The sequence below is a fragment of the Mesorhizobium sp. BHbdii genome, from assembly GCF_053848045.1.
In genome coordinates, this window is record NZ_JBSPKX010000001.1 from 945,423 (window position 1) to 963,936 (window position 18,514).

At 63.2% G+C, this 18,514-nt stretch carries 17 protein-coding genes; 15 read left to right on the forward strand and 2 right to left on the reverse strand.

All coding sequences use genetic code 11. The features are described from left to right. Positions 1–3: 3 nt before the first annotated feature. The 14 genes from ACWTU8_RS04690 to ACWTU8_RS04755 all read left to right on the forward strand — a co-directional run bounded on the left by ACWTU8_RS04690 (position 4) and on the right by ACWTU8_RS04755 (position 14,263). Positions 4–1,617, forward strand: a complete 1,614-nt coding sequence (locus ACWTU8_RS04690) for an extracellular solute-binding protein (protein ID WP_455847223.1) — start codon at positions 4–6, stop codon at positions 1,615–1,617. An 80-nt stretch (positions 1,618–1,697) separates the two neighbouring features. Continuing rightward, positions 1,698–2,558, forward strand: coding sequence for a carbohydrate ABC transporter permease (locus tag ACWTU8_RS04695; RefSeq protein ID WP_455847224.1), 861 nt, complete (start codon positions 1,698–1,700; stop codon positions 2,556–2,558). Next, positions 2,555–3,514, forward strand: a complete 960-nt coding sequence (locus tag ACWTU8_RS04700; protein ID WP_455847225.1) for a carbohydrate ABC transporter permease — start codon at positions 2,555–2,557, stop codon at positions 3,512–3,514. The genes ACWTU8_RS04695 and ACWTU8_RS04700 overlap by 4 nt, the downstream gene beginning before the upstream one ends. Continuing rightward, the gene (locus tag ACWTU8_RS04705) at positions 3,511–4,602 is read left to right on the forward strand and encodes an ABC transporter ATP-binding protein (protein WP_455847226.1); all 1,092 of its coding nucleotides are present in this window, start codon (positions 3,511–3,513) and stop codon (positions 4,600–4,602) included. The genes ACWTU8_RS04700 and ACWTU8_RS04705 overlap by 4 nt, the downstream gene beginning before the upstream one ends. A 4-nt stretch (positions 4,603–4,606) precedes the next feature. Beyond that, positions 4,607–5,698, forward strand: a complete 1,092-nt coding sequence (locus ACWTU8_RS04710; protein ID WP_455847227.1) for an ABC transporter ATP-binding protein — start codon at positions 4,607–4,609, stop codon at positions 5,696–5,698. 35 nt (positions 5,699–5,733) lie between these two features. Beyond that, a complete protein-coding gene (locus ACWTU8_RS04715) occupies positions 5,734–6,831 on the forward strand; it encodes a Gfo/Idh/MocA family protein (RefSeq protein ID WP_128341105.1) in 1,098 nt (365 codons plus the stop codon). 26 nt (positions 6,832–6,857) lie between these two features. Beyond that, entirely contained in the window at positions 6,858–7,772 is a 915-nt protein-coding gene (locus ACWTU8_RS04720) for a sugar phosphate isomerase/epimerase family protein (protein WP_455847228.1), read from the forward strand. A 37-nt stretch (positions 7,773–7,809) separates the two neighbouring features. Beyond that, positions 7,810–8,748 (forward strand): sugar ABC transporter substrate-binding protein, encoded by a 939-nt coding sequence (locus tag ACWTU8_RS04725; protein WP_287087912.1) that lies wholly within the window; start codon positions 7,810–7,812, stop codon positions 8,746–8,748. A gap of 61 nt (positions 8,749–8,809) precedes the next feature. Then, on the forward strand, positions 8,810–9,814 hold the full coding sequence (locus ACWTU8_RS04730) for an ABC transporter permease (protein WP_455847229.1): 1,005 nt from the start codon (positions 8,810–8,812) through the stop codon (positions 9,812–9,814). Next, positions 9,811–10,593, forward strand: a complete 783-nt coding sequence (locus ACWTU8_RS04735; protein ID WP_455848383.1) for an ATP-binding cassette domain-containing protein — start codon at positions 9,811–9,813, stop codon at positions 10,591–10,593. Before ACWTU8_RS04730 ends, ACWTU8_RS04735 begins: the two co-directional genes overlap by 4 nt. A 16-nt stretch (positions 10,594–10,609) precedes the next feature. Next, positions 10,610–11,794 carry an aldose 1-epimerase family protein gene (locus tag ACWTU8_RS04740; protein ID WP_455847230.1) on the forward strand — a complete coding sequence of 395 codons (1,185 nt, stop codon included), beginning with the start codon at positions 10,610–10,612 and terminating at the stop codon, positions 11,792–11,794. 88 nt (positions 11,795–11,882) lie between these two features. Then, entirely contained in the window at positions 11,883–12,971 is a 1,089-nt protein-coding gene (locus ACWTU8_RS04745) for a fatty acid desaturase family protein (protein ID WP_455840610.1), read from the forward strand. A 43-nt stretch (positions 12,972–13,014) separates the two neighbouring features. Beyond that, the gene (locus tag ACWTU8_RS04750; RefSeq protein WP_287335829.1) at positions 13,015–13,326 is read left to right on the forward strand and encodes a MocE family 2Fe-2S type ferredoxin; all 312 of its coding nucleotides are present in this window, start codon (positions 13,015–13,017) and stop codon (positions 13,324–13,326) included. A 136-nt stretch (positions 13,327–13,462) separates the two neighbouring features. Continuing rightward, positions 13,463–14,263, forward strand: a complete 801-nt coding sequence (locus ACWTU8_RS04755; protein WP_455847231.1) for a 3-methyl-2-oxobutanoate hydroxymethyltransferase — start codon at positions 13,463–13,465, stop codon at positions 14,261–14,263. Between the two features lie 59 nt (positions 14,264–14,322). Here ACWTU8_RS04755 and ACWTU8_RS04760 read toward each other — a convergent pair whose 3' ends face one another. Both ACWTU8_RS04760 and ACWTU8_RS04765 read right to left on the reverse strand, forming a co-directional pair. Next, positions 14,323–15,804: an HAL/PAL/TAL family ammonia-lyase gene (locus ACWTU8_RS04760; protein ID WP_455847232.1), complete on the reverse strand. Its 1,482-nt coding sequence runs from the start codon at positions 15,802–15,804 to the stop codon at positions 14,323–14,325. Then, positions 15,801–16,802, reverse strand: a complete 1,002-nt coding sequence (locus ACWTU8_RS04765) for an ornithine cyclodeaminase family protein (protein ID WP_455847233.1) — start codon at positions 16,800–16,802, stop codon at positions 15,801–15,803. Before ACWTU8_RS04765 ends, ACWTU8_RS04760 begins: the two co-directional genes overlap by 4 nt. Before the next feature lie 246 nt (positions 16,803–17,048). Between ACWTU8_RS04765 and ACWTU8_RS04770 the strand changes: the two genes are divergently transcribed. Beyond that, positions 17,049–18,491 carry a DHA2 family efflux MFS transporter permease subunit gene (locus ACWTU8_RS04770; RefSeq protein WP_455847234.1) on the forward strand — a complete coding sequence of 481 codons (1,443 nt, stop codon included), beginning with the start codon at positions 17,049–17,051 and terminating at the stop codon, positions 18,489–18,491. The last annotated feature ends 23 nt before the right edge of the window (positions 18,492–18,514 follow it).

Genomic DNA, 18,514 nt, shown 5'->3' on the forward strand with positions numbered 1-18,514 from the left:
CCAATGTCTGATATGATCGGCATGTCGCGGCGCCGTTTGCTGGCGTCCGGTGGAAAGGCGGCAGTGCTTGTTGCCGCCGCAGGTATCGCACCGAAATTCATTCGTCCCAGCCGCGCCTATGCGGCCGATGCGCTCGCGCCGGGCATGATCGGCGGCCCGACGGGCTTCGACGGCTCAGAGCGTTATCAGTATGGGCCTGATACGCCGGAAGGCCGCGCCATCGAGGCGGCAAAGGCGATGAAGGGCGCCGGCAAGGCGCCTGCCAAAATCGTGCTCGGCCTGTCCGACGGCTCGATCGGCCAGTTGACGCAGCCATTTCCTGCCGGCGCGCCCTCGATCAAGGACCTGTGGGAGAAGGAAACCGGCATTCCGCTCGAGATCGTCGGCGTGCCGAATGGCCAGGAGTTCACCAAGACGATGCAGGACATCTCCACCAAGGGTGGGGCCTATGATATCTACGCGGTGGAATGGAACCGTCTCGGCGATCTCGCCGAAACCGGCGGCATCCTGAAGCTCGACGACTTCGTCGCCCAGTACAAGCCGGAATGGGACGATCTCGAGCGCGGCTATGTCAACGGCGCCCAGGGCGTCTCGCTGCTCAACCAGTATCGCGGCTCGACCTATGGCGTGTCGCTGGATGGCGATTTCCAGACCTGGGTCTACCGCACCGATCTGTTCGGCGACGCGGCCGAAAAGAAAGCCTTCTCCGACAAGCATGGCTACGAATTGGCGCCGCCGAAGACCTGGAAGCAGCATGACGAGATCGCGGCCTTCTTCCAGCGCCCGGACAAGGGCTTGTTCGGCTCAACCGATCTGCGCAACCAGGGCTGGGGCTATACCAATTGGTATCAGCGTTATGTCTCAATGGCTTCGCCCAATCAGTTCCTGTTCGACGATACCGGCAAGCCGCTGATCAATTCGGAGCAAGGCATCGCTGCGACCAACGAGTACATCGCCTCGCTGACCCATCATTCGCCGGACGCGATCTCCTGGGGCTGGCCGGAGCAGTACGGCAATTTCGCCAAGGGCGGCGCCGCCATGACCTGCGCCTTCTCCAACCTGCCGAAATTCCTCGACAATGCCGGTAACAAGGATTCGCAGGTCACAGGCAAGATCGGCTCGATGCTGCCGCCCGGCCGCGAGATCGACGGGAAGCTGATCAGCCGTTCGGTGCTGTGGCTGAACCTCTCGGCTTCGGTCTCCTCGCAGGCCAAGAATCCGGAGGCCTGTTACCTGTTCCTGCAGTGGTTGGGATCGAGCCGGATCTATGCCTGGATGACCGCCAATCCTGGCGGCTATTTCGATCCGTTCCGGCTGTCGGATTTCTCCGACCCGCTGGTCCGCCAGACCTATCACGCCTACCACATGGATGTGGTGCGCGAGACGGTCGCCCGCACCGTGCCGACGATCAACTATCCCGGCGCCACCGCCTTCCACAATGCGCTGGACGAGAACCTCGTCGGAGCACTTACCAAGGCCAAGACCGCCGAGCAGGCGATGGCCGACACCGAGGCCGAATGGAAGAAGATCGCCCGCCGCACCGGCGAGGAGAAGCTTCTCGAAGCCATCAAGACCAACAAGGGAGCCTGGCCTACTGTTCTCGATCCGGCCAGCTGATCCTGCTCCCTGAATCCGAATGGAGGGGAGGAGTGATTGCTCTTCCCCTCTGCAAACGATGACCCCAGCAAAGCTGCAAGATGAAGCGTTCCGTTCCTTTCGAAATATTCCGCTATGCAGCGATCCTTGCGGCCATGGCGATGACGCTGGTGCCGATCCTGTGGATGGTGTCGATGGCCTTCAAGCCGATCGCCGAATGGTCGGCGACCGGCGCCCACCTGACCTGGTGGCCGAAGAACCCGACGCTCAGCAATTTCCGGTTCGTCTTCGGGGAATCGACCAACAATCTGATCGTCGCGCTCGACCGCACCGCGCTAAAACCGATCCTGTCGTCGCTGCTGTCGGCCACGTTCGGCACGGCAATCGCCATGTCGGCCGGCACGGCAGCCGCCTACGGACTGTCGCACTTCGGCTCGGGCCAGAATCTGCCGCTGGCGCTGATCCAGCTTCGCCTGTTTCCGCCCATGGCGGTGATGACCCCGGTCATGATCATGTGGGCTTTCCTCAACTTCACCGACAGCTGGTGGGGACTGTCGCTGATCTACGGCATCGTCACGCTGCCTTTCGCCTTCTGGCTGATGAAGACCTTCTTCGACGACATGCCGCGCGAGATCGAGGAAGCGGCGCTGGTTGAGGGCTGCTCGCGGTGGCGCGTCTTCACCCGCATCACGCTGCCGATGATGCGCGCACCGCTGGCCAGCGCCGCGCTGTTCGTCTTCATTCTCAACTGGTCGGACTATCTGATCGCGCTGCTTCTGACGACGCGCGAATGGGTGACGGTCCCCGTCTACATGGCCTCGCTGTCCTCCTCGATGACGGGACAGCTCTACGGCGCCAAGGCGGCGCTCGGTCTCATCGCCGCAGTGCCGCCTGTGATCATGGGCATCGCCATCCAGCGCCATCTGGTGCGCGGGCTGACCTTTGGGGCGCTCAAGCAATGAGCGCGGTGACTGCGACGATTTCGGAGGACGTGATGAAGGCCGTCCAGGCAAAGCCGGCCTTGCGGGACGAAGGGGCAAAGCTCGGCTTCCGGCTAACGCTGCCGGCGCAGATCCTGGTGCTGTTCATCGCCGTCTTCCCGCTGCTCATGCAGCTCTATATTAGCCTGACCGACTGGTCGCCGCTGTCCGGCCTCGGCTGGTGGAACGCCTGGTCGCTGTGGAACAATTTCGCCAACTACACCGACCTTGCCGCCGATGCGCGCTTCTGGAGCGCGCTAAAGCGCACGGCCATCGTCATGATTATCTGCGTGCCTGCGGAATTCCTGCTCGGCCTCGCGCTCGCCACGCTGTTTGCCGACGAGTTTCCGGGCAGGCGGGTATTCTATTCGATCCTGCTGATGCCGATGATGGTGGTGCCGGCGGTGGCCGGCTACATGTTCTTCATGCTGTTCCAGTCGGGCGGCCCGGTCAACGACATCCTGTCGGCGCTATCAGGCTTTCCCGTCACGATTGCCTGGCTTTCGGACCCGACGCTGGCGCTCATCGCCGTCATGGTCGCCGACATCTGGCAGTGGACACCACTGATGTTCCTCATCCTGCTTGCCGGCCTGGTCGGCGTGCCCGAGGACCAGATCAAGGCGGCGACGCTGCTCGGCGCCAATCCCTGGCAGCGCTTCGTCACCATCGTGCTGCCGAAGATGAAGACGATCATCATCATCGCGCTGGCGATCCGGGTGATCGAGAACTTCAAGATATTCGACACGCTCTACATCATGACCGGCGGCGGTCCCGGCGTCGCAACCGAGACGATCTCCGTCTACATCTACAAGCTCACCACCCAGGACCTGATCTGGGGCTATGTCGCGGCGATCGCGCTGGCCATCCTGATCGTGCTGTCCATCGCAGCGGTATTTGCCATGAAGCGCATGGCGCGGGCGCGGGAGGTGCTGGCATGAGCGCCATCCATCTGCAGAATCTGGTCAAGAAGTTCGGCGACTTCAACGCGCTGAAGACGATGGATCTGGCCATCGCCGACGGCGAGTTCATGGCGCTGCTCGGGCCGTCAGGCTGCGGCAAGTCGACGACCATGAACATGATCGCCGGCATGGAGGAGCCGACCAGCGGGAAGATCCTGTTCGGCGAGCGCGACATGACCGGCGTGCCGATGGGACGGCGCGGCGTCGGCTTCGTCTTCCAGAACTACGCGATTTTCACCCATATGAGCGTGTGGCAGAACCTCGCCTACGGCCCGAGAATGCGCGGCGCGCCAAAGGCCGAGATCGACCGTCGCGTCGGAGCCATTGCCGAGATGCTGCAATTGACGCCGCTGCTCGACCGCAAGGCCGACAGGCTGTCGGTCAACATATTGCAGCGCGTGGCGATCGGCCGTTCGGCGATCATGGAGCCGGCGATCTTCCTGCTTGACGAGCCGCTGTCCAATGTCGATGCGGCCTTCCGGGCGGTGATGCGGACCGAACTGAAGCAGTTGCAGCGGCAGTTCCGGCAGACCATGGTCTATGTCACCCACGACCAGCTCGAAGCGATGACCATGGCCGACCGCATCGCGGTGATGGACCACGGCGTGCTGCAGCAGGTCGGCACGCCGCTCGAGGTCTACAACGATCCGGCCAATGTCTTCGTCGCCCGCTTCATCGGTGCGCCGGGGATGAACCTGCTCAGAGGCAGGCCGGCGGAAAGCGACCGTGGGCTGGTCGTCGATCTCGGGCCGCTCGGTGTCACGCCGCCGCTGCCGGTCGAATTTACCGCCGCTGTGCGGGGCGTGCGGAGTGAGGTGCTCTACGGCTTCCGACCGGAGCAGGTGACATTGGCCGAAAGCGGCCGCGGCCTGTCGATGCCGGTGAATTTCGTCGAGCGGATCGGCGCGCGTACCATTATCCATCTCGGCGACGGCGAGGCTTTGGTGAAGGCGGTGCTCGACAATGATGTGGGGCTGTCGGTCGGGCAAACAGCTGTGATCGCACCGGCCGCGCAGTCGGTACGCGTCTTCGACGCCGCCACCGGCCTTGCCATGAAAGCGGGCTGAGACCATGGCCGATATCGTTTTCCGCAATGTGACGAAACGCTATGGCGCCACGATCGCCGTCAACGATGCCTCGTTCACGGTCAACGACAATGAGTTCTTCTGCTTCTTCGGTCCGCCGCTGTCGGGCAAGTCGACGATGCTGCGTCTGGTGCTCGGCTTGGAAACGCCCGACTCAGGCGAGATCCTGATCGGCGGCAGTCCGGTCAATACAATGTCGCCAGCCGAGCGCAACGTCGCCATGGTGTTCCAGAACCTAGCGCTGTTTCCGCATATGAGCGCGCGCGACAATGTGCGCTTCCCCTTGGTCGAACGCCGGGTCGCCGAGGCCGAAATCGAAAAGCGTGTCGCCGACGTCGCGGCCAAGCTGCATATCGGCCACATCCTGCACAAGCCGCCGGCGCAGCTTTCCGGTGGCGAGCGGCAGCGCGTGGCGATCGCCCGCGCGCTGGTGCGCGATCCCAATGCCTATCTGATGGACGATCCGATCTCGGCGCTCGACGCCAGGCTGCGCGAGGAGACGCGCGTCGAGCTGAAGCGCATCCAGCGCGAGCTCGGCAAGACGCTGATCTATGTCACCCACGACCAGGAAGAGGCGATGTCGGTTGCCGACCGCATCGCCATCCTGGAGAACGGCAGGATCAGACAGATCGGCGCGCCGGCCGAGATCTATGACCGGCCGGCGAGCACTTATGTGGCGCGGCTGCTCGGTTCGCCGATGATGAATATCTTGAAGTCGCTGCGCGGCGAGGGCGGCGTCGAGGCGGCTGAAGGCGCGATCCGTATCGCGGACAAGGCTGCTCCGGCCGATGCCGTCGAGATCGGGCTCAGGCCGGAAGACATCAAGGTGCGGCCCTGGTCGGATGGGGAAATATCGGAGGGTGGAGTCTCAGACGGGCGCGCGGGCCGCCCGGCGCGAGTATTCGAGGTCGAGCCGCTCGGCGGCTATACCGTGGTGACACTCGCTGCCGGGCAGGCGCGCCTCAGGGCACTGCTGCGCGGCCAGCTGGATATCAGGCCGGACGCGATGGTGGCGATATCCTGCGAGCCCGGCCGCGTGCATTATTTCGGGCAAAGCGGGGCAGCGCTGGGACGATGACAGCGGCCGCAAGAAACGAGCTTCGGGAGAAAGACATGACGAGCAAAGACTTCGAGCCGGACGTTAAAGTCCGCACCAGGGAGTACAAAATCGGCTGTGTCGGCGCCGGCATGATCATGGCCGAATGCCATCTTGCCGCCTACAAGGACGCCGGCTTTCCGGTGGTGGCGATCGCCTCGCGGACCAAGGCCAGTGCCGAGAAGGTCGCCAAGCGCTGGGAGATCCCGACCGTCCACGACACGCCGGAACAATTGATCGAGGACGAAAACGTCGAGATCATCGACCTTGCCTTTCCGCCGGACCAGCAGCCGGCGCTGATCCGCCATGCGCTGAAGCAGAAGCACATCAAGGCGGTCCTGGCGCAGAAGCCGCTGGCGCTGTCGCTCAAGGATGCGATCGAGTTGCGCGACGAGGCGGCCAAGGCCGGCAAGATCCTCTCGGTCAACCAGAACATGCGCTACGATCAGTCGATGCGCGTGCTGAAGCAGATCATGGACAGCGGCGCGCTCGGCGACATCGTCTTCGCCCAGATCGACATGCATGCGATCCCCCACTGGCAGACCTTCCTCGAGGACTACGACCGGCTGACGCTTGCCAATATGAGCGTCCACCATCTCGACGTGCTGCGTTTTCTGTTCGGCGATCCCGACGAGATCACGACGCTGACCCGCAAAGATCCGCGCACGCGCTTCGACCATTCGGACGGCATCACCGTTTCGACGCTGCGGTTCCCGTCCGGCGTGCTCGCCGTTTCGCTTGAGGATGTCTGGTCCGGTCCGCGCCAGGAGGGCTACAAGGACGACCAGCACATCAACTGGCGCGTCGACGGCACAAAGGGCGTCGCCAAGGGCACGATCGGCTGGCCGACGGGCGCTGCCTCGACGCTGACCTATGCTTCGACCGAGACCACCGGGGGCGAATGGATGACGCCCAACTGGGACACGATGTGGTTCCCGCATGCCTTCATCGGCGTGATGGAGCAGCTCCAGCACGCGGTGAAGACCGGCACGCCGCCGGCGCTGTCCGTCGCCGACAACGTCAAGACCATGGCGCTGATCGAAGCCGGCTATCGCTCGATCGACGAGGGCCGCACGGTCAAGCTTTCCGAAATCTCGACAAACTCAATCAACTGAATCGCTTACAGGGAGGACTTCACATCATGATGCAGGCAGGCATTTTCACGGGCTATTTCCCGTACAGCCTCAAGGAAACCGCGCAGAAGATCCGCGCGCTCGATTTCAACACGGTGCAGCTCGACCTCCATTTTAAGGATGTTGACCTGTCGGCCGGGCAGATCACCAAGGAAAAGGCCCGGACTGTTCGCGACACCTTCCGCGACCACAATCTGCCGGTGTGCTGCGTGTCAGGCTACACCAACATCATCCATCCGGACATAGGCGAGCGTGATAGGCGTGTCGGCTATCTCAAGGAGATCATCCGCAATGCGCGCGATTTCGGCTCGCCTTACGTTATCTCGGAAACCGGCACCTACAACAGCGAGTCCGATTGGGTGCATCATCCCAAGAACAAGACCGAGGAAGGGTTCGAGGAATGCCGCAAGGTCATATCAGATCTTGCCCAGACCGCATACGACCACGGCGCGGTCTTCCTGCTCGAAACCTATGTCAACAATGTCGTCGGCTCGGTCGAGGAGACGGTGAAGATGTTCGCGCAGGTCGACCATCCCGGTCTCGGCCTTTTGATGGACCCGACCAACTATTTCGAGACGCACAACATCGACAGGATGGACCAGATTCTGAACCAGGTATTCGACACGCTGACCGACAAGATCAGAATAGCCCATGCCAAGGACGTCAAGCGCTCGGGCGGTGACAAGTCGGAGAAGCACGCCGACATCGGCGACGAGGACGCGCTGGAGAGCCACACTTTCCGCGGTGTTGGCGAGATCGAGCTGCCGGCCCCAGGCCTCGGTTCGCTGAACTACGACCTCTATCTCAGGCGGCTGGCCGAAAAGCACCCGAACATCCCGGTTATCATCGAGCATCTTTCGGAAGATGACGTGCCGCGCGCCAAGAAATTCCTCGACGACAAATTCCGCGCCAACGGACTGTGACGGCACGGTTCGGCTACCAAAAAAGGGAGGAAGAGAAATGTTGAAATTCGTGTCGAAAATCGCCGTTGCCGCGACCGTGCTCGCCGGCGTGACCATGGGCTCGGCGCTGGCGCAGGATGCTCAAAAGACGTTCTACCTGCTGTCGCATGGCGGCCCATCGGATGCCTTCTGGCTCGACTGGAATGCCGGCGCCACCAAGGCCTGCGACCAGCTCAAGGTGACCTGCAATATCTCCTTCAGCGGCGGCGACATGGCGGCGCAGAAGGAAGCGTTCAACTCGGCGCTCGCCGCCAAGCCCGACGGCATCGCCACCACCTCGGCGCAGCCAGGCCTGTGGACCGAGGAGGTCAAGGCGGCCAAGGCCGCCGGCATCCCGATCGTGTTCTTCAACACCGACGATCCGGCGACCGGACGGCAGGCCTATGTCGGCGCTGACCTCAAGGAGGCCGGCGCCATCTGGGCAAAATACCTGGTCGACCACAAGATGGTGAAGCAGGGCGACAAGGTGTTCCTGCCGGTCGAAGTGCCGGGAGCCAGCTACCAGCAACTCGAGACCGAAGGCATCGCCAGCGTGTTCGATCCGCTCGGCATCAAATACGACGTCGTCGATTGCGGCACCGATCCGGCCGGTATCATCGCCAAGATGACCGACTATATGGTGGCCAACAATCCGCCGGCGATCATCGCGCTCGGCGATTCCGTGGCGGCCAGCATCAAGCGGGTGTTCGACGGCGCTGGCGTGCCGGCTGGCAAAATCCCGGTCGTCGGCTGGGGCAATTCGAAGGAAACAGCCGAATCCGTCAAGGCCGGCTTCGTCAACGCAGCGGCCTGGCAGTTCCCTTCGGCACAGGGCTTCATGCCGGTTGCTTTGCTCGGGCTCGCCGCCTCGGGTGAGCCGATCGGCTACGATATCCACACGTTCAGCCTCTACGACGCCTCGAGCGTCGAACCGATCCTGAAACTCTACAACAAGTGATGGAAACTGACGTCCGCCGCGCAGGCGGCGGGCGTCACCCTGAGATATGGTCCAAGCAGTCATGACAATCGCCGCAGAAGAGGAAATGCCGCGCTCCAAACGCAGGTCGAGCCTGATCCGCTCGCCGCAATTCTCTTCGCTCGTCATCCTGATTGTCCTGCTGGCGGTGTTCGCCGTTGCCGATGCCAACTTCCTGTCGCCGCTCAACATCTCCAACATGATGGCGTTCCTGCCCGAACTCGGCATCATCGCGCTCGGCATGACGCTGCTTCTCACGGCGGGCGAGTTCGACCTTTCGGTCGGAGCCGTGTTCGGGTTGGCGCCGGTCGTGGTCATGCTTCTGGTGCAGAACGGCGGGTTGGACATCGGCATCGCCCTGCTTGTCGGCCTGCTGCTCTGCATAGCGATCGGTGCGGTCAACGGGCTGATCGTCACCAAGATCGGCATCTCCTCATTCCTGGTCACGCTGTCGATGTTGCTCGTGGTGCGCGGGGCTGCGCTCTACATCACGCAAGGCTTTCCGCTGAAATCCTGGGACCAGCCAGGCTTTTTCGTGACGCTGCTGGCCGGCAGCTTCAATATCGGAACGTTCCGTTTCTATACATCCTTGTGGTGGTTCATCGGCCTGTCGCTGCTGGCGATCTACGTCCTGCACTACGCCAAGCTCGGCAACTGGATAAGCGCCATCGGCTCGAACCGTAACGCTGCTGTGGCGCGCGGCGTGCCGGCCGATGCGGTCAAGGTCTGGCTGTTCATCCTGACGTCCGCGCTGGCCGGTCTCGCCGGCATGATCAGCGCGTTCCGCATCTCTGCCGCCTCGCCGGTGGCCGGCACCGGCTATGAACTCGAAGTGATCGCCATGGTGGTGGTCGGCGGCACGGCGCTGACCGGCGGGCGCGGCACGATCCTGGGCACGATCGTCGGCGCGCTGATGCTGCGCAGCATCCGCAACGGCATCGTGCTGATCGGCGTGCCGGGGCTCGCCTACAACATCTTCGTCGGCGTCATCATCCTTGCCATGCTGATCCTGCACGCTTTGCTGCAGAAGAACGCCGCCAGGAGCTGACGATGGAAGTGCTTCGGTTGCAGAACCTGCAAAAGTCCTTCGGCAGCGTCCGCGCCCTGAAGAGCGCATCGTTCGCACTCAATGAAGGTGAAGTGGTGGCCTTGCTCGGCGACAACGGCGCCGGCAAATCCACCCTCATCAAGGCGATCTCCGGCGTGTTTCCCGTCGACCGCGGCGACATCTATGTGCGCGGCCAGAAAGTCTCGATCCGCTCGACGCGCGACGCGATGGATCTCGGCATCGAGACCATCCACCAGGACACGTCGCTGGCGCCGGACCTGAGCATCGCGCGCAATCTCTTTCTCGGTCGCGAGCCGGTCAATCTGAAATGGCTGGGCGTGTTCGCGCCGCTCGATCTCGCCAAGCTGCGCGACGCCGCCGCGGCGCTGCTGAAGCGCGTCGGCATTTCGAAAAAGCTCGACGCCGATGCGCTGGTCAGCACGCTTTCGGGCGGCGAGCGCCAGTCGATCGCCATTTCGCGGGCGATGCAGTTCGCCGCCAAGGTCATCATCCTCGACGAGCCGACCAATAATCTCGGCGTCGAGGAAACGCACGGCGTGCTGCGCTTCGTCAAGGAGGTGCGCGCGGCCGGCCATTCGGTGCTTTTGATCACCCACAACATCCATCACGTCTTTCAGGTCGCGGATCGCATCATCGTCATGCGCCGCGGCGAGATCGTCGCCGAGCAGACGGTCGCCGATACCGATCTGTTGACGGTGGAAAGCATCATTACCGGCGCCGATATGTCGGCCCTGCTCAAGGAGACGAAAGCGAAGTGAAGGAACTGGCCGTCACATGGTAGAGCTTTACGGCAAGACGCTGTCGCGCCGGCAGGTTTCGGAACGGTCCGGCATGCTGTCGCAATTCGCCGGCGTGCGGCTGATGACACTTGGCGACGGCGTGGAGCGCGGCATCCGCATGCTCGAATTCCGCACCGGCTCCGGCCTGCGTTTCACCGCGCTGGTCGATCGGGCGCTCGATATTGCCGATTGCGACTTCAAGGGCCAGGCGATCGGCTGGCATTCGCCGAGCGGCTTTCGCCATCCCGGTCTGCATGAGTACGAAGGCGAGGAGGGGCTGGCCTGGGCGCGTTCCTTCTCGGGCCTGCTGCTGACCTGCGGTCTCGACCATATATTGTTCATGAACGAGGTTCCCGCCGACAGCTACAATTATCCGCCGAAGAAAACGGTGCGCCATTCGCTGCATGGCCGCATCAGCACCGTTCCGGCGCGCCTGACCGGTTACGGCGAGACCTGGGACGGCGACCGCTGCGTGCTGTGGGCCGAAGGCATCGTCCAGCAATCGACTGTGTTCGGCGAGGATTTGCATCTGCTGCGGCGGATCGAAGCCGATGTCGGCGGCAACGAGATCCGGCTTTCGGACCGGGTCGTCAATCACGGGTTCAGCCGGACGCCGCATATGTATTTCTACCACATCAATGTCAGCCATCCGGTGCTCGACGAGGGATCCCGCTATCTGGCGCCGATCCGTGACGTTGTGTGGGCCGGGCATGCCGGCGAGCGCTACGAGGCGCAGAAGGTCGGCTACCGCACAGTGCCGGCGCCGCAATTAGGTTTCAAAGAGCAGGTCTGGCAGCACGAGCTTGGCGCTAACGGCGCCGGGGAAGTGCCGGTGGCGGTGGTCAACGACCGGCTTGGCCTTGGGCTGGAAGTCGTGACCCGCAAGGATCAGTTGCCTTGTGCCTATGAGTGGCAGAATTTCCAGGCAGGGCACTATGCGCTGGGCATCGAGCCGTCGACGCATCATGTGCTCGGCAATCTGGCGGCCCGAGAACGCTGCGAGATGATCTGGCTGGAGCATGGCGAGAGCCGCTCATACAATGCGGTGTTCCGGGTTCTCGATGGCACCGGCGACATCGCTGCCGCTGAAAGCCGGATCGCAGCGATCGCCCGGCAGCCGCAACAGGATTATCCGCTGCCGTCGGGCAATTTTCCGGTGCTCGGAGGCAGGTCGCGATGATGGCGAAGAGGATGCGAAATACCAGTTGGGAGGCTGAGTCCGGTCGGAGCGGGGAGGGCTCTCGGGCCATCAGGATTTGGAGGTCACAATGGCTGGCACAGTGAAGCGCGACTACAGCCTGGTCGGCGAGAGCACACGCAGGGCGATCGAGACGGGGCTGGCTTCGGCCGAGTGGTATCACACCGACGTCTCCCGCAAGGCGATCAAGGAGTTGATGCAACGGTCGGATGGCCCGGCGATCCGCGACACGATCATCTGGATCGTCGCCATCCTGGGTTCAGCTGCCGGCGGCATTTATTTCTGGGGCACCTGGTGGTGCGTGCCGTTCTTCTTCGTCTATGGCGTGCTCTACGGCTCCTCCAGCGACTCGCGCTGGCACGAATGTGGTCATGGCACTGCCTTCCGAACGCGCTGGATGAATGATGTGGTCTACCAGATCGCCAGCTTCATGCTGATGCGCAATCCGGTGACCTGGCGCTGGAGCCATGCCCGCCACCACACCGACACCATCATTGTCGGACGCGATGCCGAGATCGCCGTGATGCGCCCGCCGGACCTGCTGCGCACCGCACTCGCTTTCACCGGTATCCTCGATTTTCGCTACTCGCTTCCGGCGCTGGTACGCCAAGCGTTCGGCAAACTGACGCCCGACGAGAAAAGCTACGTTCCCGAGATGGAACAGCACAAGGCCGTCATCGCCGCGCGCTGGCATATCGCGATCTACATCGCGACCATCGCGGTCGCTCTTTACACGTGGTCATGGCTGCCGCTGGTGCTGATCGGGGTGCCGCGCCTGTACGGCACCTGGCACATGGTGCTGACCGGCCTGCTGCAGCACATCGGCCTGGCCGACAATGTGGTCGACCACCGGCTCAACACCCGTACCGTCTACATGAACCCGATCAGCCGGTTCATCTACTGGAACATGAACTACCATGTGGAGCATCACATGTTCCCGATGGTGCCCTATCACGCGCTGCCCAGGCTGCACGAATTGATCAAGCACGATTTGCCTGAGCCGAACCCGTCGATGTGGCATGCCTATCGCGAGGTCTGGCCGGTCCTGCTCAGGCAGCTCAAGTACGAGGACTATTTCCTCAAGCGCGAACTGCCGCCGACGGCGCGGCCCTATCGTGGCGAGTTCCACGAGGTGAACATGTCGGCGGCCGCGGAATAGGCACTGGGCACTGCCGCAATACAGAAATTTCAGGAGAACAGAGATGGCCGATTGGGTCGAAGCGTGCGCCGTGGACGATGTCGAAGAAGAGGATGTCATCCGCTTCGACCATAGCGGCCGCACTTTCGCGATCTACCGTTCCCCTGATGACGAATTCTTCGCCACCGACGGGTTTTGTACGCATGAGAAGGCCCATCTGGCCGACGGGCTTGTCATGGACGACATCATCGAATGCCCCAAGCACAATGGCCGCTTCAATTACAAAACCGGCCAGGCCAAGGGGGCTCCCGTCTGTGTCAATCTGCAGACCTATCCGGTCAAGGTCGAGGCTGGCAAAGTGATGATCCAGATATAGGGTATGATCCCGAACCGGAGGTCCGCGTCAGCGAAAAGGGGGACCGGTTTTTGCTGCGCTGACCTTCGGTTCGGAAAAGATCATGCAAATTGAAGCCTGACCGACCTTCAATACACGCAACAAGGGGACCAAATCGATGAGCCGTAAAAGACCCACGATCACCGATCTGCGCGCCATGAAGGGCAAGCGGCAATTGACCATGCTGCGCGTGTTGACGATGGACGAGGCCGAGGCAGCCGAAAGAGCCGGGGTCGACATCGTCTCGGTGCCGCCGGAGCTGGTGCTCAACCCGCAATACCGCGATGCCGCACCCAGCCTGTTCACCATGCCGGGCGACAATTTCTACGAGATCGGCACAGCCGACGACTTCGTCCGCTGGGCGTTCCGGCTCTACAAGGCGAGCGCCGACGCGGTCTATTGCAGCGCCGGCTTTGCAACTGTCAAACGGCTGGCCGATGACAATATCCCGGTGATCGGCCATGTCGGACTGATCCCGTCGCGCGCCACCTGGACCGGCGGCTTCAAGGCTGTCGGCAAGACCGCCGACAGCGCCATGCAGATTTTCGAGGCAGTCAAGCGGTACGAGGCCGCAGGCGCGGTCGGCGCCGAGATCGAAGTGGTGCCGGTCGAGGTGGCTAATGCGATTTCGGAGCGGACCTCGCTGATCATGCTGTCGATGGGGGCGGGCACCGGCTGCGACGCGCAATATTTGTTCGCCGACGATATCCTTGGCCAGAACCGTGGCCACATGCCGCGCCACTCCAAAGTCTACCGCAATTTCGCCGCCGAATATGACCGCCTGCAGGCGGAACGCATCGCCGCATTTTCCGAATATGTCGCCGACGTGAACAGCCTGGCCTATCCCGAAGACAAGCATGTGGTGCATATGGACCCGGAACAACTCGGTCTGTTCATGGAGAAGATCGACGCCGGATGAAACGCGTCGGCTAGGACCTGCTCGACAATATCGTCAGCCGGCATATGCGACGGCCGGCGCTATGGCAGCCATGTTCCGGTAGCGAGCGCAGCGTAAAGCGCCTCCGCGTCAATACCCAGCGCTCTGTCTTCCCTAAGCGGCGCGACGAGGGCACGCACGGCTGCGTGAATTCCCGCTGTGCCCGGCGCGAGAGTCAGCCCGTCGCGCAGGTCTACGGCCTGTGCGGCGGCTATCAGCTCGAAGGCGATCAGCCGCTGCCACAGCACGATCATGTCGGCGCATTTCGAAACGGCCAGCGGTGCTTGCGTCGCATGGTCCTCAACGCCCTCCGAGACCTGCAGGAAGTCGAGCATCACCGGGTTGGCCCTGTGGCGGATGGCGGCGAGAATAGCACTTACTGTCTTTTGCAGCGGCACGAAGCCGGCCGAAGCGCCGCCGACCGGCGACAGATATTTGGGCAGGCCGTTGCGGCCTGAGCCGGTAAGCTGGATGAAGCGGGCAGCACAGGCGGCCGCACATTGAGCGATGGCAAGACTGAGCGTCTCGAAGGCAAGCGACAGCGACGGGGTGTGAAAATTGCCGGTCGACAGCACCGTGTCGTCGTCGTCCAGCACCAGCGGGTTGTCGGCGGCGGCGTTGAGCTCGATCTCGACAGCTTGCCTGGCCTGATCGATTGCCTGCAACAGCGCGCCATGGATCGGCGGCATGCAACGGATCGACAGCGGGTCTTGCAAGGTCGCCGGCGTCGGCGCCTTGTCGCGTGCCAGCAGATCGCGCAAGCGTTGCGCGGCCTGCTGCTGGCCAGCGGCCGGTCGCGCCGCCTGCAGGCGCGGATCGAGGATCGTCTGGTTGGCGCCGATGCCTTCAATGGTCAGCGCGCCCGCCTGCTGTTGCTGTGCGAAGGCGGACAATGCGTCAGCCGCTGCCAGCGCACCGCTGCCGGCGGACACCGCCGAGGCGCTTATCAGCGACAGCCCGTCCTTGGGGGCGAGGCTGACGGGGGCGAGGCGGGCCATCGCAAGCGCCTTGGCCGCCGACATGCGCCGGCCCTGAAAGTCGGCTTCGCCGTCGCCGGTCAGCATGCGACCGAGCGTTGCCATCAGCACCAGGTCGCTGTCGCCGATCGAGCCCAGCGACGGCATCACCGGATGCACGCCGGCATTGAGCGCGCCGATGAGTGCGAGGAAAACCTCTGATGAAATGCCCGAACCGCCGACCGAAAACATCGCGGTGCGGGCAAGCATCGTCGCCCGCACGATGTCTTGTGGCAGCGCGTCACCCACGGCGCCGCTGCGTCCTTCCAGCAACTGGTGCTGGAAGGCGCTGGCGTCGCCGCTGACCGACGTGCCGAGATTGGCGCCGAGACCGGTATTGAGCCCATAGATCGGCTGGCCAGAAGCGGCGGCGCGGTCGAGCACTTTTCGCGCTCTGTCCAGCCTCTCCAAGACCGCGGGGGCTACCTCCACCCTACGTCCGGCGCGGGCAACCGCCGCGACGCCCTCGATGCTAACGCCCGTTCCGGTGAGGACAAGCGCGCTCATGCGAAACGCAGCCGCTGGCCGATGCCTTGCGCCTGCGCCTTGGCCAGCATCGCCTTACCCAGCGCGATATCTGAGAGCGACAGGCCGCGATGCCAGAACAGGATCGTCTCGTCGTCGCTCTGGCGCCCCGGCTTGAGGCCGGCGGCGATCTGGCCAAGTTCGGCGTGCAGCGTCTGCTCGCTCAGGCGTCCGGTCTCGACATGGGCGCGCAGCGAGCCGAATTTGCCGCCCTTGCACTGGCCCCAGTCGTCGACGACGATCTTTGCCATGATGTCGGTCAACGACAGCTCCACCGCGCTCATCGTGCCGTAGGGCATCACCAGCCCGCCGGGCTTGATCCATGCGGTCTTCAGCAGCGGCTGCGGTTCCGGCAGCCGCGAGGCCTCGACCACGATGTCGGCGCCCTCGACGCAAGCGCGCCAGTCGGCGACCGCCATGACCGGCTTGCCAAGATCGGCGGACAGCTTGGCAGCAAAGCCGTCGCGGCTTTCCGGTCGACGCGAATGCACGCGGATCTCTTCAAAGTCGAAGAGATGGTCGAGCAGGCGCACGTTCCAGTAGGCGGTGCCCCGCGCGCCGATATGGCCGAGGATCTTCGACGTCTTTTTCGCCAGATGTTTTGCGCCAATGGCGGTGACGGCACCGGTGCGCATGTCGGTGATGACGGTGGCGTCGAGGATGGCGCGCGGCGTGCCGGTGCGCGGATCGAACAGGTTGAGGATGCCGAATTCCGACGGCAGACCGTGCAGGTAATTGTCGACATAGTCGCCGACGATCTTGACGCCCGCCGCATCGAGCGGCGCGACGTAGCCGCGCAGGACATTGAAATGGCCGTTGAAGGACGGGTCCGGCTCGAGATGGACGCGCGGCTCGATCACCGTCTGGCCGTTGCCCTGGGCCACCAGCCCGCCCTCGACCGCATCGACGATTTCCGCATCGACCATATCAAGGGCTTCGATGTCGAGGGCGTTGAGATAATCGATGTAGATGGGCTTCATGCGCAGATTGGTCCTGATGAAGCGGGATCCTAGTCAGAAGAGGCGAAACGAAATCGCGAAGTGTCAAAGGCTGGTTCGGTGGCTAGGTTCAGTCATCGCATAACAGGTCGCGATATGACACGAAAGTTTGTTGGTCCATGTCTGGACGGCGCCGCCCAAATGCTGTTCAAACCGGTGCGTCATCGATTTGCCAGACAATTGCCTGGTTCCCAGTGGCGCGGGAAAAACTTCCGTACAGTTCTGCGCATGACCGCCATTCCCGAAAACAAAGCCTTGGCCGAGACCGCGACGGCGGCGCGGCAGGCGCGGCGCGTGGCGCTGATCGTCGCCGTCGCCTTCTTCATGCAGCTTCTGGATTCGACGATCATCTCGACATCGCTGCCGCAGATGGGAGAATCCTTCGGCGTGCCGGCGGTGGCGATGAGCATCGGCATCACCCTCTATATGCTGACCATGGCGGCGTTCGTGCCGCTGTCGGGCTGGCTCGCCGACCGCTTCGGCGCGCGCAACATCTTCCTCATGGCGATCGCGCTGTTCACGCTGGCCTCGATCGCCTGCGGAATCTCGCAAAGCCTGACCCAGTTCCTCGCCGCGCGTGCCGTGCAGGGCCTGGGCAGCGCGCTGATGACGCCGGTCGGCCGTATCCTGGTGCTGCGTAACGCCTCGAAGTCCGAGCTTCTCAACGCCACCGCACTGATCACCTGGCCGGCCCTGTTCGCGCCGGTGATCGGGCCGGTGCTTGGCGGCTTCATCACCACCTATCTCTCCTGGCACTGGAATTTCTTCATCAACATTCCGCTCGGGCTGGCCGGTCTGGCGCTGGTCGCCCGCTTCATTCCCGGCGACCGCGATTCCGAAACCAGGCCGCTCGACTGGCCGGGCTTTCTTCTGACCTCGGCCGGGCTCGCCTCAATGCTCTACGGCCTCGAGCGGATCGCCCATCCGGAAGACGGCGCCATGCCGACCGTGGCGCTGCTTGCCGCCGGCGCCCTGGTCGGCTGGCTGGCCGTGCGGCATCTGGCGCGCGCAAAAAATCCGCTGCTCGACCTCTCGGCTTTCAAGGTGCAGACTTTCGCCATCTCGACACTGTCGGCCGGCACCATTTTCCGGGTCGCCATCAACGCCACGCCATTCCTGTTGCCGCTGTTGTTCCAGGTCAGCTTCGGCCTGAGACCCATCGATGCCGGCATGCTGATCCTTGCCTATTTCCTCGGCAATCTCGGAATGAAGACGGTGACGACACCGACGCTGAGGCGCTTCGGTTTCCGTTCGGTGCTGGTCTTCAACGGCGTGATCGCATCGCTGTCGATCATGGCCTGCGCAGCGATATCGCCGCAGACCCCCCAATCGCTGTTGGTGGCGCTGATGCTGATTGCCGGACTGACGCGTTCGATGCAGTTCACCGCGCTCAACACACTGGCTTTCGCCGACGTAGCCTCATCGCAGCGCAGTTCGGCGGCGACACTGTCCAGCATGCTGCAGCAAGTGGCGATGTTGTTCGGCGTGGCGATCGCGGCGGCGCTCCTAAACCTGTCGCAGATCGCGAGAAGCGGTCCGGCGCTCGACCTGGTCGACTTCCGCCTTGCCTTCCTGGTGATCGGTGCAATCGGGCTCGCGGTCTCGCTCCGCTTCCTGGCGCTGCCGCCGGCCGCCGGCACCGAGGTTTCGGGCCATTTTCCGCGGAACTGAAATCGGGCTTGACCTTCTCCCCT